This is a genomic window from Streptomyces qinglanensis (assembly GCF_900111245.1).
Lineage (GTDB): Bacteria > Actinomycetota > Actinomycetes > Streptomycetales > Streptomycetaceae > Streptomyces > Streptomyces qinglanensis.
Window position 1 is genome coordinate 283,251 of sequence record NZ_FOGO01000007.1, and the last position, 26,003, is coordinate 309,253.

The 26,003-nt window shown below is 71.1% G+C and carries 50 protein-coding genes; 4 read left to right on the plus strand and 46 right to left on the minus strand.

Going from position 1 to position 26,003, the window contains the following annotated elements; translation table 11 throughout:
* Positions 1-2 precede the first annotated feature (2 nt).
* The 21 genes from BMX65_RS17320 to BMX65_RS17415 all read right to left on the minus strand — a co-directional run bounded on the left by BMX65_RS17320 (position 3) and on the right by BMX65_RS17415 (position 10,127).
* A complete protein-coding gene (locus tag BMX65_RS17320) occupies positions 3-1,118 on the minus strand; it encodes a hypothetical protein (RefSeq protein WP_075001202.1) in 1,116 nt (371 codons plus the stop codon).
* Entirely contained in the window at positions 1,115-1,564 is a 450-nt protein-coding gene (locus BMX65_RS32940; RefSeq protein WP_075001203.1) for a helix-turn-helix domain-containing protein, read from the minus strand. The genes BMX65_RS17320 and BMX65_RS32940 overlap by 4 nt, the downstream gene beginning before the upstream one ends.
* Positions 1,561-1,827, minus strand: a complete 267-nt coding sequence (locus BMX65_RS32945) for a helix-turn-helix domain-containing protein (protein ID WP_075001204.1) — start codon at positions 1,825-1,827, stop codon at positions 1,561-1,563. The genes BMX65_RS32940 and BMX65_RS32945 overlap by 4 nt, the downstream gene beginning before the upstream one ends.
* On the minus strand, positions 1,821-2,774 hold the full coding sequence (locus BMX65_RS17335) for a hypothetical protein (RefSeq protein ID WP_075001205.1): 954 nt from the start codon (positions 2,772-2,774) through the stop codon (positions 1,821-1,823). The genes BMX65_RS32945 and BMX65_RS17335 overlap by 7 nt, the downstream gene beginning before the upstream one ends.
* Positions 2,771-3,394: an HNH endonuclease gene (locus BMX65_RS32135; protein WP_075001206.1), complete on the minus strand. Its 624-nt coding sequence runs from the start codon at positions 3,392-3,394 to the stop codon at positions 2,771-2,773. The genes BMX65_RS17335 and BMX65_RS32135 overlap by 4 nt, the downstream gene beginning before the upstream one ends.
* A 217-nt stretch (positions 3,395-3,611) precedes the next feature.
* Positions 3,612-4,013: a hypothetical protein gene (locus tag BMX65_RS17345; protein WP_143081861.1), complete on the minus strand. Its 402-nt coding sequence runs from the start codon at positions 4,011-4,013 to the stop codon at positions 3,612-3,614.
* A 57-nt stretch (positions 4,014-4,070) separates the two neighbouring features.
* Complete coding sequence (locus BMX65_RS17350) at positions 4,071-4,352, minus strand: hypothetical protein (protein ID WP_075001208.1); 282 nt, start codon at positions 4,350-4,352, stop codon at positions 4,071-4,073.
* Complete coding sequence (locus BMX65_RS34310; protein ID WP_420856832.1) at positions 4,349-4,630, minus strand: DUF6011 domain-containing protein; 282 nt, start codon at positions 4,628-4,630, stop codon at positions 4,349-4,351. Before BMX65_RS34310 ends, BMX65_RS17350 begins: the two co-directional genes overlap by 4 nt.
* Before the next feature lie 19 nt (positions 4,631-4,649).
* Positions 4,650-4,868, minus strand: coding sequence for a hypothetical protein (locus BMX65_RS33565; protein WP_239502175.1), 219 nt, complete (start codon positions 4,866-4,868; stop codon positions 4,650-4,652).
* 134 nt (positions 4,869-5,002) lie between these two features.
* Entirely contained in the window at positions 5,003-5,215 is a 213-nt protein-coding gene (locus tag BMX65_RS17360) for a hypothetical protein (protein ID WP_075001210.1), read from the minus strand.
* The gene (locus BMX65_RS17365) at positions 5,212-5,604 is read right to left on the minus strand and encodes an SLOG family protein (RefSeq protein ID WP_075001211.1); all 393 of its coding nucleotides are present in this window, start codon (positions 5,602-5,604) and stop codon (positions 5,212-5,214) included. Before BMX65_RS17365 ends, BMX65_RS17360 begins: the two co-directional genes overlap by 4 nt.
* A complete protein-coding gene (locus BMX65_RS17370; protein WP_075001212.1) occupies positions 5,601-5,960 on the minus strand; it encodes a DUF4326 domain-containing protein in 360 nt (119 codons plus the stop codon). Before BMX65_RS17370 ends, BMX65_RS17365 begins: the two co-directional genes overlap by 4 nt.
* Entirely contained in the window at positions 5,957-6,241 is a 285-nt protein-coding gene (locus BMX65_RS17375; protein WP_075001213.1) for a zinc finger domain-containing protein, read from the minus strand. Before BMX65_RS17375 ends, BMX65_RS17370 begins: the two co-directional genes overlap by 4 nt.
* 17 nt (positions 6,242-6,258) lie before the next feature.
* The gene (locus BMX65_RS17380; protein WP_075001214.1) at positions 6,259-7,131 is read right to left on the minus strand and encodes a deazapurine DNA modification protein DpdA family protein; all 873 of its coding nucleotides are present in this window, start codon (positions 7,129-7,131) and stop codon (positions 6,259-6,261) included.
* Entirely contained in the window at positions 7,128-7,640 is a 513-nt protein-coding gene (locus tag BMX65_RS17385) for a VUT family protein (protein WP_075001215.1), read from the minus strand. The genes BMX65_RS17380 and BMX65_RS17385 overlap by 4 nt, the downstream gene beginning before the upstream one ends.
* A complete protein-coding gene (locus tag BMX65_RS17390) occupies positions 7,637-7,996 on the minus strand; it encodes a hypothetical protein (RefSeq protein WP_075001216.1) in 360 nt (119 codons plus the stop codon). Before BMX65_RS17390 ends, BMX65_RS17385 begins: the two co-directional genes overlap by 4 nt.
* Complete coding sequence (locus BMX65_RS17395) at positions 7,993-8,196, minus strand: hypothetical protein (protein ID WP_075001217.1); 204 nt, start codon at positions 8,194-8,196, stop codon at positions 7,993-7,995. The genes BMX65_RS17390 and BMX65_RS17395 overlap by 4 nt, the downstream gene beginning before the upstream one ends.
* Positions 8,193-8,465, minus strand: coding sequence for a hypothetical protein (locus tag BMX65_RS17400; RefSeq protein ID WP_075001218.1), 273 nt, complete (start codon positions 8,463-8,465; stop codon positions 8,193-8,195). Before BMX65_RS17400 ends, BMX65_RS17395 begins: the two co-directional genes overlap by 4 nt.
* Positions 8,462-8,863 (minus strand): ASCH domain-containing protein, encoded by a 402-nt coding sequence (locus BMX65_RS17405; protein WP_075001219.1) that lies wholly within the window; start codon positions 8,861-8,863, stop codon positions 8,462-8,464. The genes BMX65_RS17400 and BMX65_RS17405 overlap by 4 nt, the downstream gene beginning before the upstream one ends.
* Positions 8,860-9,588, minus strand: coding sequence for a hypothetical protein (locus tag BMX65_RS17410; RefSeq protein WP_075001220.1), 729 nt, complete (start codon positions 9,586-9,588; stop codon positions 8,860-8,862). The genes BMX65_RS17405 and BMX65_RS17410 overlap by 4 nt, the downstream gene beginning before the upstream one ends.
* Positions 9,585-10,127 carry a hypothetical protein gene (locus BMX65_RS17415; RefSeq protein ID WP_075001221.1) on the minus strand — a complete coding sequence of 181 codons (543 nt, stop codon included), beginning with the start codon at positions 10,125-10,127 and terminating at the stop codon, positions 9,585-9,587. Before BMX65_RS17415 ends, BMX65_RS17410 begins: the two co-directional genes overlap by 4 nt.
* Before the next feature lie 722 nt (positions 10,128-10,849).
* Between BMX65_RS17415 and BMX65_RS34315 the strand changes: the two genes are divergently transcribed.
* Together BMX65_RS34315 and BMX65_RS17425 are read left to right on the plus strand one after the other, a co-directional pair.
* Positions 10,850-11,047 (plus strand): type II toxin-antitoxin system prevent-host-death family antitoxin, encoded by a 198-nt coding sequence (locus BMX65_RS34315; RefSeq protein WP_075001222.1) that lies wholly within the window; start codon positions 10,850-10,852, stop codon positions 11,045-11,047.
* Positions 11,048-11,062: 15 nt separating this feature from the next.
* A complete protein-coding gene (locus BMX65_RS17425) occupies positions 11,063-11,518 on the plus strand; it encodes a GIY-YIG nuclease family protein (protein ID WP_075001223.1) in 456 nt (151 codons plus the stop codon).
* A gap of 93 nt (positions 11,519-11,611) precedes the next feature.
* Here BMX65_RS17425 and BMX65_RS17430 read toward each other — a convergent pair whose 3' ends face one another.
* From BMX65_RS17430 to BMX65_RS34320, 25 genes are all read right to left on the minus strand, one after another.
* Complete coding sequence (locus BMX65_RS17430; protein WP_075001224.1) at positions 11,612-12,457, minus strand: hypothetical protein; 846 nt, start codon at positions 12,455-12,457, stop codon at positions 11,612-11,614.
* Positions 12,458-12,563: 106 nt separating this feature from the next.
* A complete protein-coding gene (locus tag BMX65_RS34155) occupies positions 12,564-13,004 on the minus strand; it encodes a WhiB family transcriptional regulator (protein WP_075001225.1) in 441 nt (146 codons plus the stop codon).
* Positions 13,001-13,450: a WhiB family transcriptional regulator gene (locus BMX65_RS17440; protein ID WP_075001226.1), complete on the minus strand. Its 450-nt coding sequence runs from the start codon at positions 13,448-13,450 to the stop codon at positions 13,001-13,003. The genes BMX65_RS34155 and BMX65_RS17440 overlap by 4 nt, the downstream gene beginning before the upstream one ends.
* Entirely contained in the window at positions 13,447-14,241 is a 795-nt protein-coding gene (locus tag BMX65_RS17445; protein ID WP_075001227.1) for a hypothetical protein, read from the minus strand. Before BMX65_RS17445 ends, BMX65_RS17440 begins: the two co-directional genes overlap by 4 nt.
* Positions 14,238-14,456 (minus strand): hypothetical protein, encoded by a 219-nt coding sequence (locus tag BMX65_RS17450; protein WP_075001228.1) that lies wholly within the window; start codon positions 14,454-14,456, stop codon positions 14,238-14,240. Before BMX65_RS17450 ends, BMX65_RS17445 begins: the two co-directional genes overlap by 4 nt.
* Before the next feature lie 100 nt (positions 14,457-14,556).
* The gene (locus BMX65_RS17455; protein WP_075001229.1) at positions 14,557-14,922 is read right to left on the minus strand and encodes a hypothetical protein; all 366 of its coding nucleotides are present in this window, start codon (positions 14,920-14,922) and stop codon (positions 14,557-14,559) included.
* Positions 14,922-15,323: a hypothetical protein gene (locus tag BMX65_RS17460; protein WP_075001230.1), complete on the minus strand. Its 402-nt coding sequence runs from the start codon at positions 15,321-15,323 to the stop codon at positions 14,922-14,924. Before BMX65_RS17460 ends, BMX65_RS17455 begins: the two co-directional genes overlap by 1 nt.
* Positions 15,320-15,733, minus strand: coding sequence for a hypothetical protein (locus BMX65_RS17465; protein ID WP_075001231.1), 414 nt, complete (start codon positions 15,731-15,733; stop codon positions 15,320-15,322). The genes BMX65_RS17460 and BMX65_RS17465 overlap by 4 nt, the downstream gene beginning before the upstream one ends.
* Entirely contained in the window at positions 15,733-16,341 is a 609-nt protein-coding gene (locus tag BMX65_RS17470; protein WP_075001232.1) for a hypothetical protein, read from the minus strand. The genes BMX65_RS17465 and BMX65_RS17470 overlap by 1 nt, the downstream gene beginning before the upstream one ends.
* The gene (locus BMX65_RS17475) at positions 16,341-16,694 is read right to left on the minus strand and encodes a hypothetical protein (protein ID WP_075001233.1); all 354 of its coding nucleotides are present in this window, start codon (positions 16,692-16,694) and stop codon (positions 16,341-16,343) included. The genes BMX65_RS17470 and BMX65_RS17475 overlap by 1 nt, the downstream gene beginning before the upstream one ends.
* A complete protein-coding gene (locus BMX65_RS17480; protein ID WP_075001234.1) occupies positions 16,691-16,888 on the minus strand; it encodes a hypothetical protein in 198 nt (65 codons plus the stop codon). The genes BMX65_RS17475 and BMX65_RS17480 overlap by 4 nt, the downstream gene beginning before the upstream one ends.
* Complete coding sequence (locus BMX65_RS17485) at positions 16,881-17,168, minus strand: hypothetical protein (protein WP_075001235.1); 288 nt, start codon at positions 17,166-17,168, stop codon at positions 16,881-16,883. Before BMX65_RS17485 ends, BMX65_RS17480 begins: the two co-directional genes overlap by 8 nt.
* Positions 17,165-17,755 carry a 3'-5' exonuclease family protein gene (locus tag BMX65_RS17490; RefSeq protein ID WP_075001236.1) on the minus strand — a complete coding sequence of 197 codons (591 nt, stop codon included), beginning with the start codon at positions 17,753-17,755 and terminating at the stop codon, positions 17,165-17,167. Before BMX65_RS17490 ends, BMX65_RS17485 begins: the two co-directional genes overlap by 4 nt.
* Positions 17,752-18,621, minus strand: coding sequence for a hypothetical protein (locus tag BMX65_RS17495; protein WP_239502174.1), 870 nt, complete (start codon positions 18,619-18,621; stop codon positions 17,752-17,754). The genes BMX65_RS17490 and BMX65_RS17495 overlap by 4 nt, the downstream gene beginning before the upstream one ends.
* Entirely contained in the window at positions 18,618-19,523 is a 906-nt protein-coding gene (locus BMX65_RS17500) for a PD-(D/E)XK nuclease-like domain-containing protein (protein WP_075001238.1), read from the minus strand. Before BMX65_RS17500 ends, BMX65_RS17495 begins: the two co-directional genes overlap by 4 nt.
* Positions 19,520-20,029 (minus strand): hypothetical protein, encoded by a 510-nt coding sequence (locus BMX65_RS32950; RefSeq protein WP_075001239.1) that lies wholly within the window; start codon positions 20,027-20,029, stop codon positions 19,520-19,522. Before BMX65_RS32950 ends, BMX65_RS17500 begins: the two co-directional genes overlap by 4 nt.
* Complete coding sequence (locus BMX65_RS17510) at positions 20,026-20,238, minus strand: hypothetical protein (RefSeq protein WP_075001240.1); 213 nt, start codon at positions 20,236-20,238, stop codon at positions 20,026-20,028. The genes BMX65_RS32950 and BMX65_RS17510 overlap by 4 nt, the downstream gene beginning before the upstream one ends.
* Entirely contained in the window at positions 20,235-20,543 is a 309-nt protein-coding gene (locus tag BMX65_RS17515) for a hypothetical protein (protein WP_075001241.1), read from the minus strand. Before BMX65_RS17515 ends, BMX65_RS17510 begins: the two co-directional genes overlap by 4 nt.
* A complete protein-coding gene (locus BMX65_RS17520; RefSeq protein ID WP_143081862.1) occupies positions 20,540-21,583 on the minus strand; it encodes a hypothetical protein in 1,044 nt (347 codons plus the stop codon). Before BMX65_RS17520 ends, BMX65_RS17515 begins: the two co-directional genes overlap by 4 nt.
* Complete coding sequence (locus BMX65_RS17525; RefSeq protein ID WP_143081863.1) at positions 21,580-22,329, minus strand: hypothetical protein; 750 nt, start codon at positions 22,327-22,329, stop codon at positions 21,580-21,582. The genes BMX65_RS17520 and BMX65_RS17525 overlap by 4 nt, the downstream gene beginning before the upstream one ends.
* Complete coding sequence (locus tag BMX65_RS32955; protein ID WP_075001244.1) at positions 22,329-22,775, minus strand: helix-turn-helix transcriptional regulator; 447 nt, start codon at positions 22,773-22,775, stop codon at positions 22,329-22,331. The genes BMX65_RS17525 and BMX65_RS32955 overlap by 1 nt, the downstream gene beginning before the upstream one ends.
* Positions 22,772-23,194: a hypothetical protein gene (locus BMX65_RS32960; protein ID WP_075001245.1), complete on the minus strand. Its 423-nt coding sequence runs from the start codon at positions 23,192-23,194 to the stop codon at positions 22,772-22,774. The genes BMX65_RS32955 and BMX65_RS32960 overlap by 4 nt, the downstream gene beginning before the upstream one ends.
* On the minus strand, positions 23,191-23,445 hold the full coding sequence (locus BMX65_RS17540; RefSeq protein ID WP_075001246.1) for a hypothetical protein: 255 nt from the start codon (positions 23,443-23,445) through the stop codon (positions 23,191-23,193). The genes BMX65_RS32960 and BMX65_RS17540 overlap by 4 nt, the downstream gene beginning before the upstream one ends.
* A gap of 86 nt (positions 23,446-23,531) precedes the next feature.
* Positions 23,532-23,777, minus strand: coding sequence for a hypothetical protein (locus tag BMX65_RS17545; RefSeq protein WP_075001247.1), 246 nt, complete (start codon positions 23,775-23,777; stop codon positions 23,532-23,534).
* Positions 23,755-24,003 carry a helix-turn-helix domain-containing protein gene (locus BMX65_RS34320; RefSeq protein ID WP_075001248.1) on the minus strand — a complete coding sequence of 83 codons (249 nt, stop codon included), beginning with the start codon at positions 24,001-24,003 and terminating at the stop codon, positions 23,755-23,757. The genes BMX65_RS17545 and BMX65_RS34320 overlap by 23 nt, the downstream gene beginning before the upstream one ends.
* Positions 24,004-24,179: 176 nt before the next feature.
* Between BMX65_RS34320 and BMX65_RS17555 the strand changes: the two genes are divergently transcribed.
* The gene (locus BMX65_RS17555) at positions 24,180-24,767 is read left to right on the plus strand and encodes a hypothetical protein (RefSeq protein ID WP_075001249.1); all 588 of its coding nucleotides are present in this window, start codon (positions 24,180-24,182) and stop codon (positions 24,765-24,767) included.
* A 228-nt stretch (positions 24,768-24,995) separates the two neighbouring features.
* Positions 24,996-25,445: an ImmA/IrrE family metallo-endopeptidase gene (locus tag BMX65_RS17560; RefSeq protein WP_075001250.1), complete on the plus strand. Its 450-nt coding sequence runs from the start codon at positions 24,996-24,998 to the stop codon at positions 25,443-25,445.
* Positions 25,446-26,003: the final 558 nt, after the last annotated feature.

Consider the following 26,003-nt stretch of genomic DNA (forward strand, 5'->3'; position numbering starts at 1 on the left):
GGTCAGGAGAAGAGGGCGAGTTGTTCGCGCTCGGCGCCCTGCGGAAGCACGACGGGGACCGGGTCCGCCTCCGCGCCCGGCCCGCTGCCGTCGTCGGCTGGGGTGTCGGTGCCGCCGTCCGTGCCGAGGTTGACGATGCGGGCCTGGGCAGGGCGCAGCCGCGCGTACTCGGCGCGGCTGACCTTCCCCGCGAGGAGACTGTCGCCGACGCTGATGCGAGGCATCGGCCGGTGCGGTATCGCGTCCAGGCGCAGCGGCCCGGGTAGGGCGCCGGCCTCGTGGAGTAGGTGGGCGAGGTAGACGGTGACGCGGAGTCGGCACACGGCCTCGGTGACCGGGTCGAGTTCCATGCCGTCGACGCCGGCGAGGATGCGGCGGGCCGCCGCGGCCGGGGGTATGGGTGTCCAGCCGGTGACGCCGTCCATGTGCATCTGCCGCGGGGCGAGTTGGCCGGTGGTGTACAGCTCCCAGAGCATGTCGATGGCGCGGATGAGGAAGTGGCCGGTTCCGCAGGTGGGGTCGATCAGGCGCAGCGTCTCGTTGCGGAACTCCGCGGCGGCGGGGATGAGGGTGCGGTCGAGGATGCCGTCGGCGAGCCACCAGGGGGATTGGGCGAGGGCGTGGGCGAGGCGGCGTTCGTCGGTGACGAGTTGGAGGAGGTCGCCGAGGATCCAGCCGGTGATCGTGCCCGGCCCGCTCTCGACGGGGTAGGCGAGGGTGGGGGCGTCTTCGGCCCACCAGTGGAGTAGGCGGCTGCCGGCGGTCTCACTGGGTGAGGCGTGGCGGACGGGGTTGTCGTAGGCGGGGTCGAGGAGCGTCCAGGCGCAGGGGTGGACGGCGGTGTCGGCGACGGCGTAGGTGAGCCAGGCCAGGTCGGTGCCGCCCTGGGCGAGGAACTGCCGCCGTGCGGGCTGCGCGTCGGCGTTCAGGCGGCCGTCGATGAGGTGGTGGTCGGCTGCCCAGGCGTGGATGCAGGTCATGTACACCCAGCCGGCTGCGGTGCGGTGGGCGTCTTTGCCGGGGATGCTGTTGGCGAGCTGCTCGATCTGGCGCTGGAGTGCGCGGATGAGGGGCCGGCTGGGTTCGGGGCGGGTCTGGGTGAGTGGGGTGCTGGTCATGCGGCGTGCTCCTGTCGCCCGGTGGTGATGTGGGCTGGGGTGATGAGGCCAGCGGCCATGGCGAGGGCGACGGCGTGGGTGGCGGTGCGCGCGCCGAGCCGGTGGTGGGCGGTGCGCAGAAGCCAGCGGACCGTGTCGAGGGAGGTGCCCATCTGGTCGGCGGCGTGCTGCGCGGTGTAGCCGAGGGCGGTCCAGAGCAGGGCTTCGAGCTGCCGGCCGGTCAGGGGGTTGTCGAGGGGGGCGTCGAGGAGTCCGGTGCGGGTGGCGAGGTAGACGGCGTGGGGCATGCTGACCGCGCCGAGTTTGCGCATGACGCGGGTGGCTACGTTCGCCACGCTCTTGGTGGTGAGGTTGATGTGGTGGCCGATCTCGCTGTAGGTGTCGCCGGCCGCGGTTCCGCGGAGGACTTCGAGTTCCGTGTCTGTGAGTCCCCGCGGCCCGGTCACGATGCGGCTCCGTCGTCGCCGATGTCGCGCGGGTCGGTGATGAGGGACACGGCGACGCTGACGCGCATGCCACAGAGTGAGAGGAGGCTGTCGGCCCAAGAGAGGGTGAGGGTGGCCCGACCGGTGAGCATTTGGCTGAGGTGTTTGGTGGACAGATCGAGCCGCCGGGCGGCCTCGGCTTGGCTCAGACCGCTGATGATGAGGGCCGCACGTACCTGGGCGCGGAGATTGTTCTCTGCACTTGATGACGTTGGGGTCAGCACGGGGGCTCCTCGCTGCCGGGGCCGGGGCAGAGGAACGGGTACGGCGGGTTGGTGTCGTGGCAGGCGGGGCAGTCCTCGGCATTGCCGCCGCGGTGCTTGAGTGCGGTCGGCGCTGGCCCGGGGGTCGGCTCGTCGTCGTGTACGGCGCGGATGCGTGCGACAGCGTCGCGCATTCCGGCGAGCGCCACAGGGTTCTTGCCGTGCACGTCGCTGTCGATGGCGTCGCACTCGCCGAGGATGGCGGCGAGCTGGTTCTCCAGTCGGACCTCCACCTCACGCGCCCGGTCACGCTCGCCGCGCAGGCGGGCGCTGTCCTTCTCGGCCGCCGAGATCGCCCCCCGAAGTGCTTCGTCCAGCCCCTCGTTCTCCTCCCGCAGGCGGGCTTCTCGGATGCGGGACTCGGACAGCAGCCGGTACACCGCGTGCTGCTCGGCGTCGGCCACGGGCGTCACGGCGTCGGCGATGCGCCCGTCCTCGCCTGCGTCGAGGGCGTAGAGGCCGCCGGTCTCGTGCAGGTGGCGGACTGCTGCGGCGTACCGGTCGCGGCGTTCGCTGCTGCCGGAGGTGACGCGGACTGCGCCGCCGCCGGGCTGCTGCGCGTCGGCCAGGTGCACGAGCACGGTCTCCGCAGCCGCTTGCGCACGCGCGGCGGGCACCTGCACACCGCAGCCGGCGAGAGCGGACAACACCACAGCACGGAGATAGGCGGGATGGGTGGGGGCCTCGCGGTCCTGTGCGCCCGCCGGCGGCACGCTCTCGGTGCGCTGCGCTTCGGCGGCCAGGCGACGGACCTGTTCCAGTGCCGCATCCACGCCGTTGCAGAAGTCGCAGCCGTCGCCCGGCCGGTAGGAGCAGTTGGCGGCGACCTGCCGCACCGCCCGCTCCACTTCGGCGAGCGCGGCGACTCGGTCGGTGAGCGTGGGGAGGGAAGTGTTGCCGTGATTCATGACGCCACGCCCTGCCCGTCGGCTCGCGTCGCTCCGCTCACAGCCACCGCACAGTCCGCGCAGTACCGCGTCGCCTTGGCCGGCGTGCGCCACAGAACGGCTGGCTTCTCCAGGCCGCATGCAGTCTTCCAGAACCCGGCCTTTGACGGAGCTGCACTGTGAATCGTGGCTTGCTTCACGACGCACAGGCGGTCGGGCCAGGGGTCGTGATCGATGACGATTCCGAGACGGCGACACACAGAAAGTGGATCTTCGTAGCCCTTGGTGAGCCGCTCGGGCAGGATCGTATTGCGTACTTCTTGAACGGTCTGGAAGATCCGCCCCTGTTTGATGTTGTTGCACACGTGGCAGGCCAGGACCCAGTTGTCCTGCGGGTTCCGCGCGATGTACGCGTAGGGCGCGAAATGATCCCAGTTGAGGCGGAGTGTGACGAAACTGTTTTCGCGCAGGATCTCGGCGCCGATGGGTATCTGGCAGTAGAGGCACCGGTTGCGGTGCTCGGCGATCAGCCGCGCACGTTCAGCGGTACGAGGGCGACGGCGGGAGTCGTTGCCACTGATCTGACTGCGCCCGTACACGGTTCTGCGCCAGTCATTTGCGGGGAGTTCAGGGGTGGTCATGGGCGCGCTCCTCGCTGCATGCGGTCGATCGAGTGGCTGTACGCCTCGCTGGCGCTCTTAGAGTGCGAGATAGCCAGGGGCCCCAAGGGCAGTTCAGGCCGGGAGACGGGCGCGCAGACCCCTTCACGGGCCTCTTTCGGGGGCGGCGTATCCACCGGAGCGCCTGTACGGCCGTCCAGCGGGCGCACAGTGCGCGTCTCGGGGATGCTGGGCTCGGTCATCGGGTGCTCCTCTCAGCGTGCATGCGCAGTGCGTCGGACACGGTGAAGCCGTTCACGGTGATCAGCGGTGCCTGCTCCTTCGCGAGGCGCAGCGCCGTGTCCACGTCGAACCGGTGCGCGGCCAGCCACTCGTCGGTGCGCTCGGACGGCACGTGCTCCCAATCCCAGGAGCCGTCGGCGGTGAGGCACTGGCCGTGGCGGACGACGGCCCACCGGTCTCGGCCGCGGTACTCCACCTGGATGGCGAAGAGATGCCGGTCGGTGTCATCGCCCTCGGGCAGACAGGAGACGACGTATCGGGTCGGCTGCACGGTGGGGGCGGGCACGCCGGGCGTGGCGTGGCCCAACTGCTCGCGGATCTCGCGCATCGTCATCGCGCGGCCAGGCTGTGCGGTCATCAGGTTCTCCGGGTGCAGGGGCCCGGCCGCGCACGGCGGCCGGGCAAACGAAAGGGATCAGACAGCAGGCGGACGACCGGGCGTGTCCCCGCCATCCGCACCGAACGACGGCAACTCGTAGGCGGCGATCACCCGCCGCCACGCACGCTCACGCCGGTACGCAGCCACCCGACCAGCAGCCGCCATCACCACCATCGACGTGACGAGCGACGCCCACGGCGGCATCGGCCCCCCGGCCATCAGCCACCACACCGCGTTCACCACCGCAGTGCCGACAGCACCGACGACGAAGCAGCGCACGGCAACGGACAGGAACGGCTCGTTCGGGACAGCGGTCATGGGGGTCCTCCGGGGTAGTGGGCGATGTCGGGTAGGTCGACGGTCGGCCCGCGGCGACGGACACGACGGTGGTTGAGCGGGGAGGTGGCTGGCAGTTCACCGCAGCCCGGCAGTTCGAGCTGGCCGGACACCGCAGGAACCACCCCTTCATGCACCCGCAGTGGCTCCGGCCCGCGAACCGCACGCCGGCACACCGGACCCATACCGGCCGCGAGCGACACGGGGTCCCGAAGTGGTCGGCCGCAGCCACGGCAGCGGCGATGCTGGCTGGTGGACATGGGATGTCCTGTCGTAGATCTACGGTCGGGTTTGGGTTGCGGCTCTTCTGGCCCGCGCGTCGGCTCGGATGTCTGGTCCGGCGGGGTGGGCGTCGAGGGCGGCGTGCAGTGCCTGGTACCAGCCCTCGGCGTACTGCCGTTCGGCCCGCTCGTCCCGCAGCTTCCGTTCGGCACGCTCCAGGCGGGCGCCGAGCGTGTCGCATGTGCAGTCCGCCTCGGGGTCTTGGCTGCGGGCCATGCATCCGGGGAGGAGGCACAGGGCTCCGTCGGGGTCGGTGAACCACCAGCAGCCGGCTGGGACGGTGTCGGGTGTTGTGGGGATGGGGTGGTGGTGGTCGCCGAGGGCGGGCTGGTTTGCGGGGCTGCGGGCCATTAGGCGGCGTCCTGTTCGGGTATGGCGTGGAGGTGCCGGTGGCGGATGTGGGCGTGGTGTGCGTCGAGTGCGGCGAGGAGGTCGGCGCGGTGCTGGGCTTGTTCGGCTTCGGTCCACGCGCTGTGGTAGTCGGCGGGCTGGGGTGTGTGCGGCGGTGGTGTGGGGCGGATGGGTATCTCCTCGGCGAGGAGCCGGTCGTAGGCGGTGGTCATGTGGTCCACCGCCTGACTGGGATCCCGGCTTGTTCGGCGAGTCCGGCGGTGTGGCTGGCGCCGCGGCTGCCGTTGCGGATGAAGGCGAGGCAGAGGTCGGCGCCGAGGTAGACCATGTGGGCGTTGCGGATGAACCCGGCCCGGCGCCCGTTGATCCGCCAGTTGGCGGGGTGGTGTTCCTCGGTGACGCCGTTGACGAAGCCGTTGGCGGTGAGGCACCAGTCGCGGGCTTGGGCGTCGGCACCAGTGGGGCAGACGCCGTGGACGACGACGAGTGACCGGCCCGTGATGAGTGCTTCGTCGCGGGCGTTGTTGAGGGCAGCCCACACCACGTTGGAGGCGGGCCAGTCGCGGGAGCCGGTGACGAGGACGCGGTAGGGGCCGGTCATTGGTCGCCCCCGTTGGCCAACTCCAGGAGCACGTCGGCGTGGCAGGGCTGGTCGAGCGGGCACCAGCACATGAGGTTCCGGCCGGCCAGCTCGCGGCGTGCGCGGGCGATCAGGGTCGGTCGCTCGGCGATCCAGGCGCGGAACAGGAGGGCGGCTTCGGCGCGGGCGTCGCGCTCGTAGTCGAACGTGGCCCAGGTGCTGAGGCTGTCGATCGGGTCGGGGATGCCGTAGAGGCCGTCGGCCTGGCGGACTACTGCGTAGGGGTTGCCCCAGGCGGTGCCGCGTCCGACGTAGATGGCGCCTTCGGGTGCACGCCACCCGCGGGTGCGTTCGCGCTTGATGCGGGTGGGGCTCATGCGGTGACCTCGGCTTCCTGTACGCGCTGCGGGTGGGGTTCGGGGATCGCTCGGCCGCCGACCCGGCAGGGGGTGCCGGGCGCCACCTGGCAGGCGGGGCAGACGGCGGTGGCGATGACCCACGCGGTGATGCGGGCGGGGTGGACGGGCGCGTCGGTGATGCGGCGCCGTCCGCTGCGGGTGGTGCAGGGTGCGCGGTCGTGGGCGCCGCAGTGGGGGCAGGTGACGGCGAGGGCGGGGTGCTGTCCGGTGCGGGAGATGGCGCGGATGTCGTCGGGCATGGGGACGCTGTAGCGACTCACGCTGCACGCTCCAGTCGGTCTTCGACCGGTAGGTCGAGGAGGGAGAGCTGCCGGGGGGCGGTCATGCCCTTCTCGATGGCGGCGAGGACGCCTTCGCGCCAGGCGAGGGCGTAGCGCAGGCAGTTCGCTTCGTTCTTGTGCGGGCCGCGGGAACGCGGAAGCCGGAAGTCGCAGCCGTCGCCGGGGGTGTGTCGGCCCTGGGCGGACCAGGCCATCGAGTCGGCTGTGCCGAGCAGGTGCGCGACGCGCCGGAGCCCCTCCGTCTTGAAGCCGAAGCCGTGCGCCCGGCCCGGGCCGACGATGCCCGCGACGGTGTGGATGACCTCCGCGGCGAGCGGGGTGTCCTGAATGCGGCACACGCTCCCGACACCCACCAGCGGCTCGCGAGTGAGGTCGACGCCGGCCCGCTCGTAGAGGGTGGCGCACTGCTCGTAGGCGGCCGGCCGGTCACCCTGCAGCACGGGGATGATCCGCACCGGGCAGTTCAGCGCGCGGAGCTCGCAAAAGTTCGCCACGGTCCGCCGCTGGTGCTCGGCCACGCTCAGGCGGGTGCCGGGGGCGTGCTTGCCGCCGGGCATGGGGCCGCCGTTGATGATGACGTCCTCGCACATCCAGTCCTGCGGCGCGGCCCACTCCAAGCGGCCGATGTGCTCCGCGTACCGGCGGATCTGTTCCACGTACTGGCGGGGGCTGGGTCCGCTGCCCCAGGTGCCGTGTTCGGACAGTTGAGTGAATCCGCCGGAGTCCAGCGCCCACGGGCCGCGGGCTTCGGGTAGGCGCCGTATGCCGCGCAGAGTTGTGTCGGAGACGAACAGCGGCACGTCGGTGTGTGCCATGAAGTGCGGCTTGGCGCCGAGGTAGAACTTCATGCGGTCGCCTCCGGCCTGCGGGCGCGCCAGGCGAAGATCACCGTGATGGCGGCGGCCGTCATCCAGGCTTTGCCGACGAGTTGGCCGGGCAGGAACGCGAGGGACCCGAAGGCGAGCCACAGGAACACCACGCTGTCGGCGAGGAGACCGACCGCGTTGGAGGCGGCCATCGCGACCAGCAGGCCGCGTCGGCGGAGTGGTTCGTATACGGCGTAGTCGAGCGTCTCGGACAGGGCGAACGCCGCGGTGGAGGCGATGGCCAACTCTGGGGTGGCCAGCAGCCACGACAGCACCGCTCCTGTGGCGATCGCGGCGAGGATGGCGGCGCGTCCGGCGGCTTCCCGCGCGAGGTCACGGAGGACGAGGGCGAGGCCGACCATGTACACGCCGGCGGGTGCGGCATAGCCGAAGCCGACTGGCACGGCACCGACGTGAGTGACGAGCATGTTCGCGGCCGGGATGGTGGCGACGTAGGCGGTGAGGGCAACTGACGCGCGAACGGAGATCATGCGGCACGCTCCTCGGTCTCGGCGCCGATCCACTCGTGGCAGATGGAGCGGTGGACGGTGGCGCGCTTCGACTTGGCGTAGCCGTGGAAGCGGATGACTCCGGCGTGGGCGGCGGCGCGGAAGCGGGGGCCCCAGCAGTTGGGGTGCGGCGGCTCGTCGAGCCCGTCGGCGACGAGGTCGGCGGCTTGGAAGGGGATGCCGAGGGCGGCGAACTTGGCTATGCGGGCGTCGCAGTCGGTGGCCCAGTCGGGGTCGAGCTGGTCGACGCGGGTCATGCCGGTCTGCTTGGCGTGTTCGCCGGCGGCGGCGTTGATGGTGCCGGGGGTGGGCTCGGGGATCTGGAGCTGGCCGGTCATCGGTTGGCCTCTCGGTTGATGGCGCGGATGCAGCGGCGGCAGGTGATCTCGGCGTCGTCGTCGAGCCAGTGGTTGTCGGCGAGGACGTCGATGAAGTAGCCGCAGGCGGTTTCGGTGCCGCCGGAGATCGGCAGCTCGCGGGCGGCGTGGACGGCCCGGCCTCCGTGAAGGCGGACACGGAGCGAGTGCTGGCCGGTCATCGGGCACCGCCTTCGAAGCACTCGCAGTCGCCGATGACCCGTCCCTCGCAGACGTGTTCGGTGAGGGGGGTGCGGGTGTCGGCGTGCAGCCGGTACAGGTCGAGCAGTCCGTCCGCGGCCTGGTACGCCTCCGGGTGGTCGGCTGCCGCGTCGCGCTGGGCTTTCAGCCATTGGTCGATGTCGTCGCCGCGGCGGGGCTGGTGTGGCGGGTTGTAGCCGGGTCCGGTGTGGGTGAGTGCGTCGAGGAGGCGGGCGAGGCTGCGCTTCATGCGGACACCTCCGCGAGCTGCTTCTCGACGGCGGCCAGGACCTCGGCGGGCGGGGTCCAGAAGCCGAGCCGGCCCTTGCACGGCACCGGCTGTTGGAGCGGGCGAACGTTGGAGAGCTGCCAGTGGTAGACGTCCCAGTTGCCCCACGGCTCGCAGCAGTCGGCGTATGCGTGGCAGTCGGTGAGGTTGGCAACGGCGAGGATCGCGCTGCGGGTGTCGGGGTAGTTGCGGCGGGCGGTGTTCTCGCCGAACGGCAGGATGGCGTGGCGGTCGTCGGTGGCGCCGGCGTGGATGAGGATCTGACCGCGGTAGTTCGTCGTCCAGGTGCGGTTCTCGACGCGCTTCGAGCCGTGGGTGATGGCGTCGGCCCAGGGCTGACGGATGGTGAGGGCTTTCATGCGGGCTCCTGGTGGTTGATGGCGTCCATCTGGGCGCGCTGCTCGGGGGTGAGGCGGGCGAGGGCTTCCGCGGCGGCGGTCCGGCGGCGTTCTTCCTCGCGTGCGGCGGCCGGGTCGGCTACGGGTTCACCAAGGGCGGTTCGCTTCCGGGCGCCGTGGGTTGGTCGACGTTTCCCTCCGGGCCACCGGCAGTGCTGGCCGACCCGGGCCTGGCATGCCGGGCACTGCACGCTGAACGGCCGGGGCTTGGCCGCCTCGCGGGCTTCCTCCTCGCCGGGTTCGGCGGGTATCTCCCGGCCGACGCCTTCGAGGACGCGCGCCAGGGCTTGGGGCGAGCCGCCTTCGAGCGCGGGCGGGACCGGGTCGGCGGGCCGATGGCCGTCGGCGGTGGCTGCGATCTGTCCGCGGAGGCGGGCGAGGTAGTTCGGGTCCTCGTCGCCGGGTGGCGGCTCGTACTGGAAGTTCGTGAGGCGGTCGCGGCGGGCTTTGCGGGCGAGGTCGATGATGTCGACGGCCGTGGCGCGGAATCGGTCCTCGGGCTTGCGGGAGGCCATCTCCAGGTAGAAGCGGGTGAGGGCGGCCTCGGCGGCGGCGTAGTTGATGCGGGCGGCGTTGAGGTCTGCGTGCCAGGCGAGGACGTCGGCGTCGCCGACGGTGCGCTGGTCGCGGGCGGCAGCGAGGCCGAGGAACGTTCCCACTTCCTTGTAGGTGATCGTTTCGGTCATCGGTTCTCCTGAGCGCGGGCGGCGTCGGCGGCGGCCTGGAGGCGGCTGCCGACGTCGATGGCCTGCTGCACGCGGGCGTCAGTGGTGGACGGGCGGTGCTGGTTGGGCAGCGCGATGACGTTGCTGGGGGTGGGTTGACCGCTGGCGAACGGCGCGGCCAGTGGCGGCTGGTCGGGTTCGTCGTCGTAGGCGCCGCGACGGAGCCAGGTGGCGGGGTACGGCGTGTACCGGGGGTCCTCAGTCGCGCGTTCGTGGGCGTATGCCTTGGCAGCCTGGACGATGTGTTCGGGGGTGGCGCCGCGGTCGATGGCGGCTATCCACTCCTTGCGGGCGTCTTCGCGGTTGCGCTTGCGGGGGTAGACGAGCCAGAACGCGCCGAAGGCTTCGAGTTGGTAGTCGCGCTGGGGGGCGGCGTTGCCGCTGCTGTCGAGGGCGAGTGGACCGGTGAGGGAATCATCTGCGCGAAGCGCAGGAGTATTTGTTTCTTCTCCCGTATTCGTCTTCCCGTATTCGTTCTTAGACGTACCACCGTGTGGCACGTCGGAGTGACCTGGGGTTTTGCTTGTTTGCGCAGGTCCGGCCGGGATGCCACAGGCTGGTACGTCGGTGCGACCTGCGGTGTTGGGGGTTTGTGCAGGTGACTCCGACGTGCCACCACCTGGTACGTCGGAGTGGGCTTCCGGCGTACCGCCATGTGGTACGTCGGCCCCACCTGCGCCATTGCGCGTTCCCCCAGTTCGGTCCGACGTACCACCATGTGGTACGTCGGTGTGACCTGCGGGCTTCGGGGTTTCCCCTGCTCGCGCCGACGTACCACCGTGTGGCACGTCGGTGAGGGTGAGGATCGTGGTGTGCTGGCCACCGGGGAGTACCTCTCGACTCGGCGTGAGGTAGCCGTGTTCCTTCAGTTCGGCGAAGGCTGCGCGGAACTGGCGGCGGCCGGGGCCCGCCTTGCCGTGGCGTTCGTTTGAGGCGCGCCACAGCGAGTCGGCGGTGGTGTCCCAGCCGTCGGGGCGGCTGAGGAGTTCGACAAGGATGCCGCGGGCCATATGGCTTAGGCGGTCGTCGCGCACGGTGGCGTTGGGGACTTGGAGGAAGTCCCTCGTTGGCCTGGAGTGCCGGATCCTCACGCTTGCTCTTCTCTCGTTCGCACTGATCAGGACGTGGCTGTGAAACCCCCTGGTCAGGGCGGCTCACGGATATCCGTGGGGTCACTAGTGTACACTTGGGTACGCGAAGGTACCACGGTTACTATGTGCGTATGCCTGCGTCCACAAGTGCCGAGATCGGCATCCGAGAACTGAGGGCGTCCTTGTCGGACGTCGTGAACGAGACCGCCGTCCGCGGCCGGATCACCTACGTGACGAGCCGTGGCCGTCGAATCGCAGCGATCGTGCCCGTGCCTGACGCGGAAGCCGTCGAAGCAGACCGAGATCCGGGGGGATCCCCCTCGGACTGACCGAGGGGGAACCCCATGTATCTCGACGACCACCCCACCGCGCTCTACCGCTTCTACGACGGGGACGACGCCCTGCTCTACGTCGGAATCACGCACAACGTGGAGCAGCGCTTCGCAGCCCACGCGGTCAAGGCGCCGTGGTGGCACGAAGCCGCACGCCAAACTGTCGAGTGGTACGACTCCCGCGCTGCCGCGCTCGCAGCCGAGCTTCACGCCATCCGCGCCGAACGGCCGCGTCACAACATCGCGGGTTCGCCCTGGGCGTCTGGACCGCGCGAGCTGACGGGCTGCGAGATCACGGAAGGAGAGGCCAAAGAGTTGGTGCGAGGCTTGGAGCTTGGCGCGGCCCTTGTGGATCCTGTCTTCGTCGTGGATCGCAAGAAGGAGAGGAACCGCGTGGCAGTTCTGGTGTCCCCGGAGTTCTACCGACAGGCAATGGCCGCGGGTGACACTCACCGTCCGCAGACCTGACATCGGCTTCTCCTCTCTCCCCTGGGCCCCGCTTCGGCGGGGCTTCGTCGTGTCCGGTGCCGGGCCCGCGGTGCTGCGGACCCGGCGGTACTGCTACTTCGGGGTGGGGATCTCGCTGCCCGGCTTGTGCACCAGCCGGGCCAGGTCCCGGCCAGCGCGCACGGCGTTCCAAGTGCGGATCAGGTAGGCCATGAAGCGGTCTTCTGCCAGGCGCACGTTGTCGAGTCGCTCGGAGGTGACCCGGGTCCGCAGGGCGAGGATCGGGTGGCCGACGGGCAGCTCGGCGCCGTCGCTGAGCCGCTGGAAGAACCAGGCAGCCTCGGCCGGGTCGATGGTGGTGAACAGGTGATGGCAGGTGCCGAGGACCGACTGCGGAATGTGCGGAAATGCCTGGCGGGTGCGGACCGCGATCTCCGTGGAGCGGCGCAGCTCGGGCCGCTCGACGAGGAGGGCAGCGCACTCGGCGGTCGTTGGGGACTGGCGGCCGGTGAAGCGGCGGTCGCCCTGCTCCCAAGCCCACACCCGGCGGAGGATCGCGGCGAGGGTGACGGCGTTGTCTTCGTTGCGGAGGCCGAGGACGTCGCCGGTGGAACGCTTGCGGCCGGCGTCCATGGTTTCCTGCGAGGCGGGGTCGAGGCCGATGACGACGAACATGTCGACGGCGGTGTCGGCCTGGATGACGGCGTGGAGGCGGTGCTGTCCGTCGAGGACACTGCCGTCGGTGGCGAGCTTGATGGCTTCGCCGTTGACGGCCCACCGTCCGGAGGCCATGTCGCGGGCGTAGTCGCCGACGGCACGGTCCCGCAGCTTGCGGTTGTGGGTGTTGCGCCGCAGGAGGTCCGTGGCGAGGGCGGGTGTGATGGTGATGACCAGCGATGTCGGTCCGCTGGTGGCGAGCAGGTCGAGTTCTGCGGTGCTGGCGGGGGTTACGGTGGTCATTGCAGCTCCTTGTTGAGGTTGTCGGCGGTATCGGCGCCGGTGCGGGGGCCGGTCGTAGGGCGGTCGGCCCCCGCGGTGTGTGTGCTGGTGGTGGGGTCGTGGCCGGTCACGCTGCGGCCTCGGCCTTGGCCCGGTGTGCTGCGTCGCGGCGACGTTTGGCCGCGCGGCAGGCGTCGTCGATCGGCTCGCGCTTCTTCACGTGCCGGTCGTAGGCCGACGCCGTGCCGCACTCGGCCTGCGGCCGGCCGCCCTTGCGCGGGGCTTGCGGGTGGTCCGGGTCCCGGGGCACGCGGCGGCGCAGGATGGTCGCCCGCTCCCGCTCCGTCAGCCCGCCCCACACGCCGAACGCCGCGTCCTGCGGGTTGCTGAGGGCCCAGTTCGCGCACGCCCTGCGGACGGGGCAGTCGTCGCAGATGCTGCGGGCGACGAGGGCCGGCGCTCCCGGCGGCGGGAACATGACCTCCGGGTCGGCCAGCACGCGGCAGGCGGCATGGTCCCGCCAGTCACCGCGGGGCAGGTTGTCGGGGGCGTGGCCGGTGATGCTCATGCGGGCACCTCCTGGGTGCGGGAACGCAGCGCGCGGTAGAGAGAAGCCCGCTGCACGGGGGTCAGGCCGCCCGCGATCCCGCCGCGGCCCCGGGTCGGCATCGCGCCCTCGCCGTGCATGGCCTCGGCCAGGCAGAGGGCCCGGACCGGGCAGCGCAACACGCACACGTTCTGCGCGGCGATGCTCTCGGTGGTGGTGCCGTCGCCGTCCCAGTCCGCGGGGATCGGGGTGGGTCGGGTGCAGGCGCCGTGCCGGTGCCAGCCCTCCGCGGGCCTGGGCCGGTCGATGACGACCGTGGCCTTCCGGGCGCGGGTGGGTTCGTGGCGGAGGCGGAGCACGGTGCGGGTGGACACGCCGAGGTGGGCGGCGATGGCCGGGTCGCTCCAGCCGGCTCGGTAGAGGGTGCGGGCTCTGGTGGCACGCTCCTCGCGGGTCATGTGGGTCATGCCGCCACCGCCTTGGTTGCGGCGCGGTGGGCGCTGCGGGCGTCGAGGCACGGCTGGCAAGCAGGCAGAACACCGTTTTGGAAGTGGGCGTTGTAGCCGCTGGACGTGCCGCAGTGGCCGGTCCAGTCGGGGTACGCCTGCGGGTCGTCGATGGTGTCGTCGTCCCACGCGCCGACCGGAGCCCACAGCTTGGCCTTGGCCTGGTTGAGGGCCCGGCTGTATGCCTGGTTGGCGACACGGTGGTCACGGGGGTCGGTGCGCCACAGCTCGTCGTAGAGGCTGCGCACGCGGCGCGCGGTGGCGATGGTGACGTGCTCCCGTGCGAGGAGCGCCCCGAAGTTGCCCGGGGTCATGTCCAGCCGGGCCGCGAGGCGTGACTGCGGCCAGCCTCTGGCGGTCAGCGCCTGGAGACGGCGCACGGTGCCGACTGCGGCGACGGTGGTCGTGCCCGGCAGGTTCTCCCACGTCGGCTCGACGGAGAGGATCGCCGCGGCGGTGGCCGGCCGGATCTGTGCCGGTGGTGGTGTGCCGCGGTCGGATCGGCCGTGCAGGAGGACGTACACCTGCTTGCGGTCGAGGTGGGCGAGGGCTGCGATGGTGCGCGTACCGATTCCGCAGGCGAGGAGTTCACGCACGTGGGCGCGGGCGGGTTCGGCGTCGACGTAGGGCTGCCAGGTTCCGCGGCGGATGGCGTGGTCGCGGGCGTCGCGGTATTGGGCGGCGGCGAAGCCGCAGGTGTAGCAGCGGCAGCCGTCGAGCTTGTAGCGGGCGTAGCCGTGGGGTCGGGTCACTGCTGCTCGCCTCGCTTTCTCCAGGCCGAGGTGTGGCCGTTGTGCCAGTGGTCGCCGCACTTGTAGGCGCGGAGGGCGGTGTGGGGGTGGATGGCGCGGGCGGCGCGGCGTGCTTCGCGGCGGGTGAGGTAGGACTTCCGGCCGCAGGTGGGGCAGGTGCCGAGGGCGAGGTGTTCGGGTGCGATGTGCGGCGGTGAGGCGTTGAGGTGTTTCATCTGCGGGTCACCTCCTGGTGCGGGTTGGGTGCTGGTGTGGTGGTGTGGTGGCCCGCGCCGGGGGCCTGTGGTCATCCCCGGGCGCGGGCAGTAGGCGGGGTTATGCGGTGTGGCGCCAGCGGGTGGGGTCGGCCCACATGTCGCCTGCGGGGATCGGGTGCGTGGCGATGTCGGCGGGGTGGCTGGTGTCGCGCTCGGCCGGCGGGACGGTGACCGCGCCGGACTCGGCGAGTTCGGCCCGGAGCCGGTGGACCTCGGCCATGGCCTCGGCGAGCTGCCCGGCCAGGTGCTTGGCCCGCTCGTCGGCCGCACGCCGGTCTTCGAGAGCGCCGGACAGCTCGACCGCTGCGGCATCGAACTCGCCGGTGACCTTCACGACCTGGCAGGCGAGGTCAGCGGCTTCGGCTTCGAGGCGCTTCACCTGGGCGCGGAGTGTGGCGCGGGAGGCCAGCCGGTGCGCACCCATCACGACACCCCCAGCTCTGCCGGGTTCGGCCGCAGCAGCATCCGCACACCCTCGTAGCCCTCACGCGGCACCAGCCCCAACTGGCCGGGCGGGTCCGGGATCGGCTGCGGCTCGGACGGGCCGTCGTCCTCGTGCCGGTACTCGACGCAGTGGTACTGGCCGGCTCGGGAGTAGCGGCCGTGCTCGTCGCGCGGACCGTCGAGCCACTGCGCCGGGCGGCGGCCGACGAGGGAGAGGAGCAGCAGCGGGCAGCCGTTGCCCTCGTCGCCCTGTCGTGCGGGCTTGTCGTGGATGCAGGTGTCGCAGTTCGCTGCCATCCAGCCGTAGCCCTCGTCGCTGTTGGCGAAGGGCGCCTCGTCGCGGGACTCGTCCCACAGCTTGTCGTAGTCGCCGGGGATCACGGGGTCACCGCCTTGTTGTGCTTGCAGGGCCACGGCTCGGCGTGGGTGGCAACCTCGTAGGCGTCCTCGAAGCCCGGGGCGAAGGTGGAATGGATCGCGCAGACCACTTCCTCTCCGACCTCCTCGCAGTACGAGTTATCTCTGACGCCGTCGTGGTCGCACTCCATCTCCAGGCACAGCACGTCACCGCTGGCGAGCTTCATCGGCGTGCATGTGGGCTCAGGAGCGGTTGGCCCGCAGGTGGTGCATTCGCGGCGCACGTCAGGCAGGGGGCGGCCAGCGACTGCGGCGGTGAACTCGCTGTCGGTCAGGTCGCCGATCAGGTCGCCGCAGCCGTTGCAGGCGCGCTTGGTCGTGATGGTCTTCGAGCCGTCCGAGTTGACCCGGTCTGGCGTGTTCGGACGAGTCATCACGCGGCCACCGCCTTCGTGGCGGCGTCCCACAGGTCGATGCCGTGGCGGATGGCGTGGCAGGACCACAGGAAGCCGGGCGTGTAGTCGCTGAAGTCCCACTCCGACAGGTCACCGAAGTCCCAGCCTTCGTAGCGGAAGTCCGCCAACGCGGCGCGGGCGCCCGCCTCGTGGCTGATGTCGCCCAGTTCGAAGATCTCGCTGGCGACCTCGCGGCCGATACCTCGCGGCGCTTCACCATCGCGGATGGAGTGGGCGACGTACCGCTTGACCTGCTGCTCGAAGAGGTCCGGGTCGAAGCTCTCGATCTCGTCGCGTCCGGCGCGGACCTTCTCGGACCAGTAGCCCGGGTTGATTTCGCCGGGGAACGCGGTCTTCCGGAACAGGTTGAACATGTCGGGGGTGGCGTCGATGTCGAAGTGGAAGGTCCACCCGGTCTTGACGACGAGGTTGTACGGCCAGGTGATCAGGTGGAAGGCACCGATGCTGCCGTGCTCCGGGGTGGCGAAGTTCAGGTGCCGGTACAGCCCGTCGTCGTGGAGGACGGTCATCTCGTGGTGCTGCGTGTCCCGGGCGAACCGGGCGGCGATCTTCGGGTAGTCGGTCATCACGCCACGTCCAGCAGCGTGACAGGCCGGGCGCCAGGGGCGTCGGGGTCGGACCAGTCCGCATGCCACGCGTACTCCGGCACGTCCCACTCGTCGTCGTCCGGGTCGGGCTTGCGGAAGACGGCCCACCGCTGCTCCAGGCGGCCTGCCCAGTCGGCGGCGCTGGCGGTGAAGTCGTCGGCGATGTTGGGCCAGCCGATGACGGTGCGGGCGTACCGGTTGAAGGCGGCCAACACACGCTTGGGCTCGTGGTGGCCGAGTGCCAGCAGCCTGTCCCCGTCCTCGCCGAGGGACGCCATCTGGATGCCGTAGTGGGTGTCTTCCATCTCGGGGTTGTCGATCAGCTCGGTCATGCGGGGTCCTTGGTGTCGTCGGTGTCGGGCGCCGGAACGGAAGGGGTGAGGCCAAGAGCGGCGAGCACGGTGTCCTTGTCGGTCGTGCTCCAGCCACCGCGCTCGGCGATGGCGTCGACCGACCGGCGGGCCGCGGCCAACAGATGCGGCTGGGTCGGGCCAGTTGGCGGGACCGGCAGGGGAACGTCAACCACGGTCGGCCTCCGCTGTGGTGTGGGTGGCGTTGCAGCCGACGCAGCGGGCCACCTCGCAGGTGATCTCGTGCGGCATGTGGGTGCGGCACCGGCCCGTGCACGGCTGGGTCTCGACGACGAGCCAGCCGTCGGGCACGTCCTCGACGGTCGGCATCGGCGCCGCGACCGGCGCGGACGCCGCGGGGGCGGGCGGGAAGGCGTAGCGGCGGAGCAGCCACACCGGCGCGCAGTAGACGGCGACCACCGTGGCGGCGGCGGCCACACCGCCCGCCCCCGTCACGACCCGCTCCCGGTGACCGCATCGAACACGGCCTTGTGCCAGCGGGCGTCGCCCAGCGCGGTATGCGCCACGTCGTCGCCAGGCGGCTCGACACCAACCGCGCGAGACAGAGCACGCGAGGAGTACGGCAGCGTCACCTCGGCGCCGCGCCCGCAGCCCACCAGGTAGCCCGCGGCGAGGGTCGCGATGTCGACCGGCCGGTAGTGCCACGGCAGCTTGCGGTTGTGCTCCTGGAGCAGCTTCGTCAGGAACCGGATGTCGAAGCCCGGGTTGGAGCCGACGACGACCGCCTGCCACATGGCTTCCTGCACGTCGTGCAGCAGCTCCGGCATGGTCAGCCGCGCGCGGACGGTGCCGTCCTCGTTCATCTCCGCGGCATCCCAGCCGGCGGAGACAGCGAACCGCTCCCGGTAGCGGCCGATGGACAGCGACTCGGGGTCGGCGTGGTAGAGCGGCACCCGCACCTGCCACAGGTACTCGACCTCAGCGCCGTCGGTGTCGCGGCGGATGACGGCGATCTCCCACGCATCCCCGAACCGCGGGTCCAGGTGCGAGGTCTCGGCGTCCGTGAAGGCGAGGGCGGTCATGCGCGGGCCCCCGATCCGGGAGCGGTCGCCTCAGGCCAGTCGACCGACTCGGCGTTCGAAGCCGACGCCCCAGTGATCTCTTCGGCGGTGACCCGCGGCGGCGGGAACGCTTCCTCGACCGTCAGCTCTCGGCGATCGATCGAGCTGTAGAGGATGCCGAGCTCGGTCACGTCGTGCTCGGTCCACTGGGTGGACTTGCGGCCGAACTTGGCCTCGATCTGCTCGATGGCGACCCCGAACCGCTCGAACGCCTTGATGCCGTCGGCGATGCGGGTCGGCAGCGGTACGCCGCCGCCGTTGTGGAGCGTGGCTCGGCAGGCGTCGATCGCCTCTTCCACGAACCAGCCAGGCAGTACCGAGAAGATCGCTTCGCGGACCCTACGGGCGCCGTTGTTGGCGTTGTTCTCGTAGATGTCGCGCAGCTCGGTCAGCTTCTCCGAGCCCTCGCCCTTCTTCTTGTCCCGGCGGTGGGGGACGATGAACGTGCTGCTGACCCGGGAGTTCTTCTCGACGTCCCAGGCGAACGCCTGCATCTCCGACTCGCCGTACTCGTCGTCGCGTCGCATCTCGATCAGGCCGTGCTGCATGTTGCCCCAGATGCGGGCCAGCTCCCGGGCGAGGAACACGGACGGCCCGCTGATGGTCTGCTTGGCGCGGGGGAAGCTGTAGAACGCCTTCTCGGCGAGCCGCTTCTGCCCGCACACGGTGCGCATCTCGGCGATGGCGGCGGCCGGGTTGCGGGGGCACTGCTGGGCGACGACGACGGCGGCCTGGACCTCGGCGGCGGCGCGGGACTGTTCGACTGCGGTGCCCTGCCCTACGCGGGCCGGTGCGGCGGTCGGGGTCATTCGCTCGGGCTGGTTCACAAATACTCCTCGGAGTCGCGGTTCTCCGCGTAGGGCGGCAGGGAGAGGTGTTCGATGGCGTCGGTGTAGCCGGGCCAGCGGCCGGTGGCGGTGCACTCGGCGTAGATCTGGAGGGCGCGGCGGTTGCGGGCGGCGCCGATGCGCATGGCCATCGCGTCGAGTTGGACGACCGTCACGAGGTACGGCGGGGTCTTCTCCTGGACGACGAAGACGAACGCCACGTCCTCGGCCAGGCCGAGGGCCTTGACCCCGGCGCTGTTCCAGGCGGCCTGCTGGTGGTAGCCGTAGGTGTCGACCGTCCGGCGGATCGCCTCCGGCTCGGCCGATGCCGCGGTCTTGTAGTCCGGCACGACCATGCGGCCGGGGCCGGACTGCGGCAGCCAGTCGAGGAGTGCGCGCCGCATCACCCCGGTCGGCGGGTCGCGCCAGAACAGGGCCTGCTCCGGGGCGCCTCCGCGTATCGGGTCGAACAGCACGGAGGCAACCGGGTGGGCGCGGAGTGCGTCCGCCATCGCTGTGACTTGCTCGTACTCGTGGCGGAGCAGCGGGACTCTGCCCATGGCGCGGGCGTCCTCTCGGTCCTCACGCGCGGCGGTCGTGCGCCAGTTGTCTGCCTCGACTACGTGGATGGTGGGGCCGTCGCCGAGTACGAGCCGGTGGGCGGCAGTGCCGTAGTCGAAGGTGTTCCGCGGCTGCCGCCCATGCTGCCGCTCGTGGTGGTAGAGCGCGGGGCAGCCGGGGGGAAGGAGGCGGCGAGCACCAGTGGAGGAGAGACTGCCGCCGGGAACGGGGTCGGCGTGGTAGGCGTCCATGGGGAGGTCGGGGTAGATGCCGGGTTCGGTGATGTCGAGCCCGGCGTCCGGGGCCTGTGTGGCGGCCCCGGCAAGCGCGGCGGTTGTCACGCGGCACCTCCGGTGGTGTGGTCGGGAAGGGTGTAGAAGCGGCGCGGGGTGCCCTCTCCGTGCCGGTCCAGGTGCCCGTCCCGATACAGGTCCGCGAGGTAGCGGCGGCAAGACATCCGGAGGACGTGGGTGCCGGTGACCTGGCGCCAAGCGGGCTTCAGGCGTCCGACGGTCCACTCCCCGCCCTCCCTGCGGATCACTTCCAGCAGGTACCGCCTGACGTGGCGGACCGGGTGGGCGGGGTTGGGGTCGCTGCCGAGCTGGTAGACACGTCCCGCCTTCGTGTCGTGGGGCACGAGGTAGGCGCGGCGGGCGAGGTCCCTGAGGTCGCGGCGGGCGGTGCTCCGGGCGGTGGTGTGCCACGGCGTCGTCGCGTAGATCTGTAGGGCCAGGCCGGTGGTGAGGAAGGGTGTGCCGGTGCGGCGTGCGATGGCGAGGAGGAAGTGGCGGCGGGCCTCGGCGCCCAGTGCGGACCGGGGAACGGCGGACGGCGCGATGGTTGTCATCGGGTTCCTCCGGGGAGGGTGTAGGCCCGCGGGTTGCCGGTGACGGTGGTGAGTCGTCCGGTGCGGGCGAGGTAAGCGAGGTCGGTTCGGGCGGTGCGGCGGCCCGGGGCCAGGCGCTGGGTGCGGTACAGGTCCCAGGCGCGGCTGGTGGTCCAGGTGCCGTGGTCGGCGCGGATGGTGGCCAGCAGCAGGCAGCGGCGTTGGTTCACCGGGGGTCACCTCCGGCGTGGACGGCCGCGAGTGCAGCGGCCTGCCACAGGTCGGCCTCCACCTGGGCGCCCAGCCAGCGGGCGACGACCGCGGTCCCCTCGTCGATCTGCTCGACGCGCGCCTCGAACGCGCCGGCCGGTGCATAGGCGGGCAGCCGGTAGGCGGTGCGGATCCGGTGCGCCGCACCGCGGGCGGAGTAGGCGACCGGGTAGACAGCGACCTGCATCCACATGCCGGGGTGCTCGCGGAGGCGTGCGGCGGCCTGGATGTGGCTGGTGTGGGTGCGCTTGCGGGGACGAGTCACTGCCGCTCACCCGACCCAGCTGCGGACGCGTTCGGGCAGGAGCCGCCGGGCGCGTGGGTCTCGGCGCGGCCGTCGGGGCAGGCGCATCCGGCGCAGTGCGTGCACCAGGACTCCGGCGGCTCCCCGCACCGCTCGCAGGCCCCGCTGACCGACTGCTCCTCGACTGCGTCCGGGCCGGGCGCAGTGGCCTGTGCGTGGTCGGCCTCGGCCACGAGGCGGTACGTCGCGCACGCCTGCACCACGCTCCGGAGCACGTCGGCGTCGTCGTCCTCCGCCCGGTAGTAGCCGAGGGCGGCCGAGGCGATCTCGCCCAGGAACGCCTGCTGGTCGAGCTCATCGAGCCAGGCGAGCCAGGGCAGGCCGTACCACTCCGGGGTGTCGCAGTGCTCGCAGCCGGGCTGTCCGCATCGGCATGCCTGGCGTCGGTCGGCGTCGCGGACGGACTCGCGCTGGTGCGGGCAGTCCTTCTGGGCCTCGTCCCGCTCGGCGGCCTCGGCCTGTCGGTCCAGGACGATGGCCCCGCCGTACAACACCCGCTTGTGATGGACCTGTCCGGCGTCCGGCAGGCCGTCGGCCTCGCGTCGCCAGCGGTCCGCTTCCTCCCGCAGTACGGCGGCGCGGGTGGACTCGCCCCCGGTGGGGGTGTCCTTCCCGGCGTCGTCCCGCTCGGCGGCGTCGGCCAGGCGGCGCAGCTTGTCGGCGAGGCGGAGCACGCCGACGTTCTCCGACACCTGAGCGCTCCGTCGAGGGCCGGTCGTCGTCTCGAACTGGCGCAGACCCTCTGCCGTCTCGGCAGCCTCCCGCAGCACGGTGGCGCGGGACGGGCGTGCCTCCAGCTCGGCGTGCAGCGTGGTGATGAGCCGCTGCTGCTCCTGCATCCACGCGGCGACCGTGCTGCCGCAGACGGCGGCGAGCTGACCGCGCAGTGCGGCGGCCTCGGCGCGGGCGGCGTCACGGTCCGCCGTCAGCTCGACGGTGGCAGCCTCCGCGGTGTGTGCACGGGCCGCGGCCTCATCCCGCGTCATCGGTGTCTCGCTCATGCCGCACCGCCCGTGGTGTGCAGATCCAGCGGCCACCCCGCACGCACCGCACCCGGACCAGCCGGCCGCGACCACAGGCCCGCGTGCTTCCCGTCGCCCATCCGCGGACCACCACTCCGGTCGTGGTCCGCCCGGTACGCCGACTCGTTCGCCTGCTGCAACTCGTCCAGCCGCTCGGCCTGGCGGCTCGCCAGCTCCTGCAACCGGGCCACCTCGCGCCGCAGGCGCTTCGCCTCGGCCGCCTGCGCCGCCATCTCCGGGGCCAACTGCTCGGCCAGCAACGTGCACTGCCTCCCGTACACGTCCAGCCCCGGAACCGAGTCCGCCAGCGACTGCGCCAACGCGTCCCGCTCGTGGACCGCGTGCGCATCGTCGTTGCCCTGCGAGGTCTGCACGCCCGCCGAAGCCGTGGCCTCGACCAGCTCCGTCAGGTCGTCGCCGCACTCGTCGGCCAGGTGCCGCAGCGCGAAGTCCAGGTAGGCGGACAGGTTCACCGTCACCCCGGACGGGATCCGGTCGACGTACACGCGGTGCGGCCCGGACACGGGCATCGACATGGTGGTCCCCTCCTCAGGGGCGGTGGAGCGGACATCGGTCATCGCGCGGCGGTAGGCATGCCGCTGCCACGGGAACCACTTCGACTCGTCGGCGCCGTACAACTCGTGGAAGCGGAAGTCGGCAGCGGCGATCTCGCACTGCGTCTGGTCGACCAGCGGTAGCGACGCCAGACACGTCTCGTCGAACATCACGACGCCACCGCCTCGGCGCCGCTCTCCGGCGCGGAGATCAGACCCATCGACAAGCCCAGCGACAGGGCCTGCGTTCCCGAGGCGGCACCGAGCCGCTGGTACAGGCGACGCCGGTGGGTCTTCACCGAGTCGACCGTGATGTGCATGCGATGGGCGATCGACTCGTTCGTCAGGCCCTGCCCCATCAGCTCCAGCACGCGCTGCTGCTGCTCGGTCAACACGGCCGGCCGGGTCGGGGCGGGAGTCGGCGGGACGTTGCGGCCCCGGGCCCACTGGCGCAGGCGGTGCAACTCGGTCGCCGTCGCCGCCGACTGCAGCAAGCCCGCGTCCGACAGGGCCACGACCACCCGCTCCACCAGCGGCAGAGACGAGGAGTCCCGCACTCCCGCGTAGGCGCGGCTCAGCGCGTCCAGCTCGGTCCGGGTGTAGGTGCGGGTGCTCATGCCGCCACCTCCACCTGCACGGTGGGGCGCAGCGCCATCGGCAGCGGCGGCTCGGCCGGGTCGGAGAGCAGGTGCCTCCACTCGGCGGCCAGACCCTCGGCCCAGCGGGGACCGGTCAAGCCGATGGTGACCGACGCGGACACCTGCACCTGCACGTCGTGCCAGGTGGTGGTGAGCCGGTACATGCGGCGCACCAGCCCGCTGGACTCGAACGTGGCGGACTCGTCCGGCTCGGGTCGGCCGCCGAGGACGGCGGCGTAGGCGTGCAGTGCCGCGCACGGGTGGTCGGAGGCGTACAGGTCGCCGGTGAGAGTGCCGCTGGTGGGGCGGATCCGCCATTCCAGGACGGGCAGTTCGGGGTGGGACTGGACGAGGTCGACGAGGGCCATCGCGGGGCCCATCTGCTCCCGGGTCGTCATCGCTGCACACCGCCCCCGGCGCGCTTCATCTCGGGGGCCGTCCGGGTGAACACCTCGTGGGTGTGGGGGACGCTGACCTCGAAGCCATCGGCCAGGGTCAACATCGCCATGCGCAGCGGGCTGAGCATCTGGACGACCCTGCTGATCTGCTTCCACTGGTCCTCGTGCTTGAGGTACCAGCCCTCTTGCAGCCGGGACGCCTTGCGGTACTGCCCGATCGCGGGCTCCGGGTTCTGGGATGATGGGGTCACAGCCCCTCCTGTCTTCTGTGTTGGATGGGTGTGGGCTGATGGGGTCCCGTTGCTTGGCCGTGGCGGGGCCCCGCCCACAAGGCGGGTTACGCGGCGCGCTCGACCGGAGCTGCCGCCGGGTCGTTCGCCGGGCTCTTCGGGTCCGCGGCCATGCCGGCCGCCTCGAACGCCTCGATCACGTCCCGCTTCCACAGCAGCTTTCGGCCAGGGAGCGTCGGCGGGAGCTGCCTCTTGTGGCGGCGGATGTAGATCGCGTTCTCCGTGGTGCACCAGCGGGCCGCCAGATCGGCCGCCGTGAGGTGGGGGGACTCAGTCCGCTGGGGTGTCTTCATCACGTCTCTCTTGGGTGAGGGCGATCTCTGAGATCGCGGCCCTGGCTGCTCGCTCGCTGCGGAGCGTGAGTGCTATGCGTCTGAGCAGGTCAGGGCTTGGGTTGGCTTGGTCTCGTTCGATCCGTGAGAGCCAGGACGGGGAGACGCCGATCCGGTTGGCGAAGGCCGTGAGGCCGTATCCGCTCTCCTCGCGCTGGCGCCGGATCCGGTATCCCCGCGCTTGCACAACACGAAAGTTAGCGAAAGAACAAGCAAGATCACAAGCCCCCCGCTGCAATTGCAGGTGAAAGAACGCGAAATTGCAGGTCGGAGACTCAAAGGCGCCGGTGCCGACTGAGGTGGACCTTGGTAGGTTGTTTGTCGTTGCTTTTCGTTGCGCGTAGGAGAGTGCGGAGACCCCCCATGGACCGAGACCAGGCGTATGCCGTCCTCGGCACCGCCATCCGCAACAGCAGGGAACGTCAGGGCCTCACCCGTCCCGACGTCGTAGCCCGCATCCAACAGGCGGGCGGCTCGGTCACCATCCGCAGCATCCTCAGCCTGGAGAAGGGCGTCGTCCCCAAGCAGCGGGCCAAGCTCCCCAGCACCGAGCCCGTTGTCGCGGCGCTCGGATGGCGCGCCGGCTGGGCCGACCGCATCCTCGCCGGCGAAGACCCCGAAGTGGTGCTCGCGCCCCTCACGGACGAACTGGCCGCCCTACGGATCGAGCAGTCCCAAGTCACCGCGGCACGCCCGGAGGCAAGCCGCGAAGAGGTCCTCGGCATGCTGCCGGACATCTACGGGTTCAGCCGCAAGGCCGAAGCCCTGGGTGCCGACTCCCGTATCCGGGCCGAGTTCGACCGGCTCGCCGACGAACTCGTCTGGTCCATCCCCGCCACGGCCGAGCCAACCGCGGAGTACGGGCTCGCCGCGGCACGACCCCACGCCGAGGGCGAAGGTGTCCCCGCCGACGATGCGCGGCGCATCGCCAGCGCCATGGACGGCGAGTAGCCGCGGAGCCCTCGCGGCCGGCTCCGGTTTCACCTCGCCCCGAGCGGGCTGGGCCTGGCCTGTCGGCCCGGCGAGACCGCATGTGTCCGGGGTGTGCCTGAAGGCGCAAGAAGTAGAAGAAAGTTGAACGTTTTCCCGTTCTTTCCTTCCCTTGCTCACAGCCCATCAGGTACACCTGTAGGTCCACGCCTCCTCGTGTACTGCGGTAACGCAACGCAAGGGGGCGCCATGTCTGTTGCCGAGTCCTTCTACATCGAGGCCGGTCGACAGTACTCGCCGCACGACGCGGTGGACATGCTGGGCATCTCGATCGCCCGGACCTGGCTGCGCGACACGTGGGGGGCATGGTGCGCAACCAGGCGAAAGATCGTGATCGCCACGGGACTGTCCGTCGTGCAGGAGCGGTGCGTCCTGGCGCACGAGATCGAGCACGTGCTGGCCGACCACGACGGGTGCGCGACCGGGGTCGTGGCGGTCCGTCAGGAGCGGCGCGCCGACATCGAGGCGGCCCGGAAGCTGATCGCGATATCGGATCTGTGCGAGGTGGCCCAGTGGGCCGATGACATCCGTGTCGCCGCGCACGAGTTGCATGTGACCGAGCGCATGCTGCGTGTGCGGCTGCGGGATCTCGACGGGGAGGCGTGGCCGTGGCCGGCCGCGGAGAGGGGCGTCGGGTGACCGGGCGGCCGGGGCGGGCGGGCTGGCGGCGTCTCACGATGTCTCACACATCTCTCACGGCGTGCGGTCCGGTGTCCGCGTGGGATGCCTCTGACCTGCACCGCAGCGACATACAGTGCATCACATGGCGCGTGTGGCGCGCTTGCCGGTGACTGGGGGTCAAGGGGTCGTGGGTTCAAATCCCGCCGTCCCGACTGCGAAGATCGCAGATCGGAAGCCGTTCCAGCATTTGCTGGGACGGCTTCTTTCGTGCATGCGTTTGCTCCCATGACGGGAGCCCTCTGGGACCACTCGCGCTCCCGCGCCCGTCAGCCGTGCCCGTTTCTCCGTCCCACGATCGGGTCGAGGTTGTGCGCGGTACGCCGCTGCTGCGCGCCGTCGTCAGCGGTGCCGTGTCGCCACGCCCCGCCGGGTGGACGGGTATTCCCGGACAGAAGGCGCAAGAGCCCCTGGACCGCACGGGAAGGAAGGGCCGACCCCTATGGGCCTAGCATCTGACGCATTCCGCACCCCTCCCTGGCGCAGGAGAGGGCCTCTGCCCAGACCAGCGCAGCAGTG